We start from the raw sequence: 4,404 nt of genomic DNA on the forward strand, positions 1-4,404 counted from the left end.
CAGCGCCGCCGCGACGATGACCCTCTCGGTGGCGAACGTCGGCGGCGCCATGAACGCCCATACCATCTCCGCCTGCAACGCCATCTCGCGGTCACGTCTCACCTGGGCGTACGTGTCGCTGTATGCGCTCTTGCTGATGATCATTAACCCGGTCAGTGAGGCGAGCATCCGGCACCGTCGTAGCGTCGCCTCGTCGACGGCGGTAACGATCAGTTCGAGCACCCCCAGACGCTCCGTGCCATCGACCACCGGCACCCACAGCCGGAAGAGCCCTTCGCCGGCCGTGGCGTGATGCATGGTGACCATCTGAAAGGCACGCCCGGCCAGTGTCGAGTCGATGGGCAACGTCGGAAGAGACCCCAGGTCGCCCTGCCGCGCGGAGGGCAACGGTCGCAGACACCGCTGCTGCATGTCGGCCAGGTAGACCTCCACCCGCCGCACACCCAGTGGCGCGGTGCTCTGGGAAAGCGCATCCGGCAGCGCGTCCGGCGGCATCAGATGCGCTTGGTTCAGCAGGTCCGCGAACACCAGCTCGACCGCACCGCTCCCACCAGATGCGCCGTCGTCATGCACCGGGTTCTCCGCCGAGTCCGCCACGAGCCATTCCCGCTCCCCGACAAATCGATGGCCCACCGCAGCGCATACAGTCGTGATCTTTACCCAGGCCATGGCCCCGCCACACCCCAGAGCGCTCGACGCCCGGACACCTACCGCGCGCCTGCTGCCGGGCCGCCGGCGGGCAGGGATGGGACTGTGCGGCTACGGCGGCGTTCGCCCCGGCTCAGCCGAGGTGCTCGGCCATCCAGGCGTCCCACTCGGCCTGCTGGTCGCGGCCCGCGAAGTTCTGGTGGCCGAGCACGAGGGCATCGCCGCGGTCGGTACCGGAGTGGATGAACCGGTACAGGCCCTCGTCGGTCCGGACGCCCAGATTGACGGGCAGGTTCGCGTAGTAGACGACCCCGGCGGATCCGTCCGGGAGCCGGACGGCGTCGCCCTCGGCGACGTCCGGCGTGACGCCCAGCGACTCCGTGACGATCTTCCAGACGGCGTCCGGGCCGCCCGCTCCGGGCCGGAAGACCGTCGTGACCGACGGCGTGCGCCCGGTGAAGTACGTGAGGTACTGCTGGAGGGTCTCCAGGTAGATGGGCCAGCCGGCCTTCATCGCCTCGAACTCGGTCTCCCAGTCGTCGCCGAGCATGCCGCTCTGCACGAGCCGCAGCACGGTCGTGCCGCCGCCGTGCCCCTCGATGAGGTACTCGAACGCCATGAACCGGCCGTCGGGGGCCTCCGCGCTGCGGGTCGCGAGGCGGGTGCCCGGCTCGTAGGCCGTGATCGTCGCCTGCTCGGTGTGGCCCATCATCGTGAGGTTCGCGGGGCCGCCGGCGGACGTGCCCAGCTCGGTGCGTCCCATGAACCAGGAGTCGACGCCCGGCCCGGTCGCGATCGCGTCCCAGACCTCCTCGGGAGTGGCGGCGAGCTCAATCTCCTGGCTCAGTTCGAACGGGTGCGTCATCGGGATTCCTTCATGCTCGGGTGGAGGGCGACGACGATCCGATGGTCGCGGCCGCGCTCGGCGGATTCATCGTGGTATTTGGACACCAGGCCCGTGACGGCGCCGGCCAGTTCCTCGGCGAACGCGGCCCGGTCGGCGGCCGAGGCGAAGCGCACCTCGCCGTCGATCGCGAAGGTGGCGACGCGCTTGCGCGCCTTGGCGGCGCCCGTGATGAGCGCCCCGACGTCGCGGACCAGCCGCGCCGCGACGGCCAGCAGCCAGCTCGCCGACAGCTGGTCGGGGGAGCGGGCCGGGTCGGGCTCGACCGACGCCAGCGCGGTCGGGGAGATCACGTAGGAGGCCGCGGTCGCGCGCATGATGCGCTCGTTGACGTTGCCCTTGCGCCGCTCCTCGATCATCTCGACGAGCCCGTGCGCCTCCAGCGTCTTCAGGTGGTAGTTCACTTTCTGCCGGGGCAGGCCGACCTTGGCGGCCAGCATGGTCGCGGAACCGGGCTCCTCGCTCAACTCGGCCAGCAGCCGGGCCCGGATGGGGTCCAGCGAGACCTCGGCGGCGGCCGGGTCCTCGATCACGGCGATGTCCTGCATGACCGCAGGTTATCGCCGACAAAATATATTGTCAAGAAGGTTGAATTTGCCGGTACGTCCGGGCGGGCGGCGGCACGGGGAATGCCGGAACTGTGCGGCGGAGTTGAGGTCCGACATGACGACTCTTGGGCTGATCGGCAGCGGAAACATCGGCGGCACCGTGGCCAGGCTGGCCGTGGCGGCCGGCTACGAGGTGGTCCTCAGCAATTCGCGCGGACCCGAGACGCTGAGGGACCTGGTCGAGGATCTGGGGCCGCGCGCCCGTGCCGCGCTCCCGGCCGAAGCCGCAGAGGCGGGTGATCTGGTGGTCGTGACGATCCCGCTCCATGCCCACCGCAGGGTGCCGGTCGAGCCGCTGGCCGGCAAGGTCGTCATCGATACGGAGAACTACTACCTCCAGCGGGACGAGCAGATCCCCGAACTGGACGACGAGTCGACCACCACGAGCGAACTCCTCCAGCGGCACCTGCCGACATCCAGGGTCGTCAAGGCCTTCAACAACATCTACTTCAAGCATCTGCTGTCGCTGGCCCGGCCGGCCGGCGCCCCCGACCGCAGTGCCCTGCCGATCGCCGGAGACGACGCGGAGGCCAAGGCGACGGTGACCGCGTTCCTCGACGCACTCGGTTACGACGCCGTCGACGCCGGCCGGCTCGCCGAAGGGTGGCGCTTCCAGCGCGACACCGCCGCCTACGCGGGCCTCTACTTCGGGCAGGGCCCGGATGCGGGGGAGGCGGGTACGCCGGCCGATGCCACCGCGGTTCGCGCGGCACTCGCCGCCGCCCGCCGTTATGCCGACACCGAAGAAGACTGACCCGAGCGGTGCCGGGGGCGTCGACTCCTGATACCGCCCTGCCTGCCCATCGGCACGAACGGCCGGCGGGAGGGTGGCGGCCGGCCCTCACGCACCGTACCCCTCGGGCGCTTCGGTGGCCTGCTCGGCGGCACGGCTCGTCTCCTCCCAGCCGGCCCAGGTGGCCATCCGCTGCCGCGAGATGTCGAATGCCAGGTCGTAGATGGCGCTGCCGAGCAGCAGCCGCAGCGGCGGGTCGTCGCTGTCCACGAGTTTCATGACGGCCTCGGCGGCGAGATGCGGCATGCTGTCCACGGATCCGTCGGCGAACTGCTTCTCCAGTTCGGCTCGTAGCGGCGCGTAGGCGTCCATCGGCTCGGTCGTGGCCATCCCGGTGGTGTAGAGGCCGGTCCAGTAGCCGCCGGGTTCGACGATGGTGACCTTGATGCCGAAGCGCGCTGCTTCCGCGGCCAGGGCTTCGCTCATCCCTTCCAGCGCGAACTTGCTGGCGCTGTACATCCCGGTGAGGGGGAAGCCGCCGAGGGCGCCGATGCTGGACGGCCGCGTCGAGGCTGAGCGGTCGCTTTCGAGCGCGGGCATCCGAGTTCCCGCTCCCTGACGCCCGACCTTACTTTCGATCAAGGGCCGGCGATCATTGACCGTAGCAAGCGCTTGTTACATGATGCCGACAACGTCGAGGAGATGTGATCACTACGGCCGCCGGCCGCAGAGATCGCCCCTGAGGCGGCCCGTAGGAGGCGAGGCACATGCGTATGCGACCGGCCGTGACTTCAATGATCTTGTTTCCGGCCTTGCTCCTGACCGCGTGCGGGGGAGACGGCGATGGGACCGGAGGCGGATCCAAGGGGCCGATCAAGCTGGTGGGGCTGTGGGAGATCAAGGGGGAGAGCGCCGCAGCCGTCAACGACTACAACAACGCCGCCCAGCTGGCGCTGGAACGGATCAACGCCGCCGGCGGCATCGCCGGGCGGCAGGTGCGGCTTGAGCGGGTTCCGGCCGACCCGCTGAACCCGCAGAAGGCGACGTCGCAGTTTCTGCAGGCCGTCGACAAGGATCCGGTGATGTTGATCGGCTTCAGCGCCGCGTCGTCGGCGCTGTCGAGCAAGTCCCAGATCGACCGTGCCGGCATTCCGCTGATCGCCACGACCAGCTCCACCGACGTGCTGCGGTTCGGAGGCCAGGGCGGCAGCGAATGGATGTGGGTGGCCTCGCCCTACGACGGCTACAAGAACGAAGCGGCGGTGCGGTACGCGACCGAGAACCTCAAGGTCAGCAAGATCGGCCTCCTGGGGACCAACGAGTCCTACGGCCAGACGAGCATCAAGGGCGTCACGGCGGAACTGAGGAAGAGGTCGCTGGAGCCGACGGCCGTACGCAGCTACCCGCCGACGGCCACCGATCTCACCCAGCAGGTGCTGGCGATGAAGGGCTCCGATGCGATCATCTCCTTCACCTACCCCAACCCGATGGCCGTCCAGGTCAAGCAGATG

5 protein-coding genes and 1 pseudogene are annotated in these 4,404 nt (G+C 69.3%); 2 read left to right on the plus strand and 4 right to left on the minus strand.

Annotated elements, in window-relative coordinates; translation table 11 throughout:
- From HKK72_RS36455 to HKK72_RS36465, 3 genes and pseudogenes are all read right to left on the minus strand, one after another.
- Nucleotides 1–597: pseudogene (locus HKK72_RS36455) on the minus strand (hypothetical protein); the annotation flags it as partial.
- A 184-nt stretch (nucleotides 598–781) separates the two neighbouring features.
- Complete coding sequence (locus HKK72_RS36460) at nucleotides 782–1,513, minus strand: SRPBCC domain-containing protein (RefSeq protein WP_187238951.1); 732 nt, start codon at nucleotides 1,511–1,513, stop codon at nucleotides 782–784.
- On the minus strand, nucleotides 1,510–2,100 hold the full coding sequence (locus tag HKK72_RS36465) for an ArsR/SmtB family transcription factor (protein WP_187238952.1): 591 nt from the start codon (nucleotides 2,098–2,100) through the stop codon (nucleotides 1,510–1,512). Before HKK72_RS36465 ends, HKK72_RS36460 begins: the two co-directional genes overlap by 4 nt.
- Nucleotides 2,101–2,215: 115 nt before the next feature.
- Between HKK72_RS36465 and HKK72_RS36470 the strand changes: the two genes are divergently transcribed.
- Nucleotides 2,216–2,914: an NADPH-dependent F420 reductase gene (locus HKK72_RS36470; RefSeq protein WP_187238953.1), complete on the plus strand. Its 699-nt coding sequence runs from the start codon at nucleotides 2,216–2,218 to the stop codon at nucleotides 2,912–2,914.
- A gap of 87 nt (nucleotides 2,915–3,001) precedes the next feature.
- Here the strand turns inward: HKK72_RS36470 and HKK72_RS36475 are convergent, their stop codons facing one another.
- A complete protein-coding gene (locus HKK72_RS36475; protein ID WP_187238954.1) occupies nucleotides 3,002–3,493 on the minus strand; it encodes an SDR family NAD(P)-dependent oxidoreductase in 492 nt (163 codons plus the stop codon).
- A gap of 194 nt (nucleotides 3,494–3,687) precedes the next feature.
- On the opposite strand from HKK72_RS36475, the gene HKK72_RS36480 reads away from it, so the two are divergent.
- Nucleotides 3,688–4,404: ABC transporter substrate-binding protein (locus tag HKK72_RS36480; RefSeq protein WP_187238955.1), on the plus strand; the 717-nt coding region annotated here is incomplete at its 3' end.

The organism is Actinomadura sp. HBU206391, assembly GCF_014323665.1.
Taxonomy (GTDB): Bacteria; Actinomycetota; Actinomycetes; order Streptosporangiales; family Streptosporangiaceae; genus Actinomadura_C.

Excerpts from the sequence above, each read along its gene's own strand:
- HKK72_RS36465 (WP_187238952.1), bottom strand. The coding sequence starts at position 2,100 with ATGCAGGACATCGCCGTGATCGAGGACCCGGCCGCCGCCGAGGTCTCG.
- HKK72_RS36460 (WP_187238951.1), bottom strand. The coding sequence starts at position 1,513 with ATGACGCACCCGTTCGAACTGAGCCAGGAGATTGAGCTCGCCGCCACT.
- HKK72_RS36470 (WP_187238953.1), top strand. The coding sequence starts at position 2,216 with ATGACGACTCTTGGGCTGATCGGCAGCGGAAACATCGGCGGCACCGTG.
- HKK72_RS36475 (WP_187238954.1), bottom strand. The coding sequence starts at position 3,493 with ATGCCCGCGCTCGAAAGCGACCGCTCAGCCTCGACGCGGCCGTCCAGC.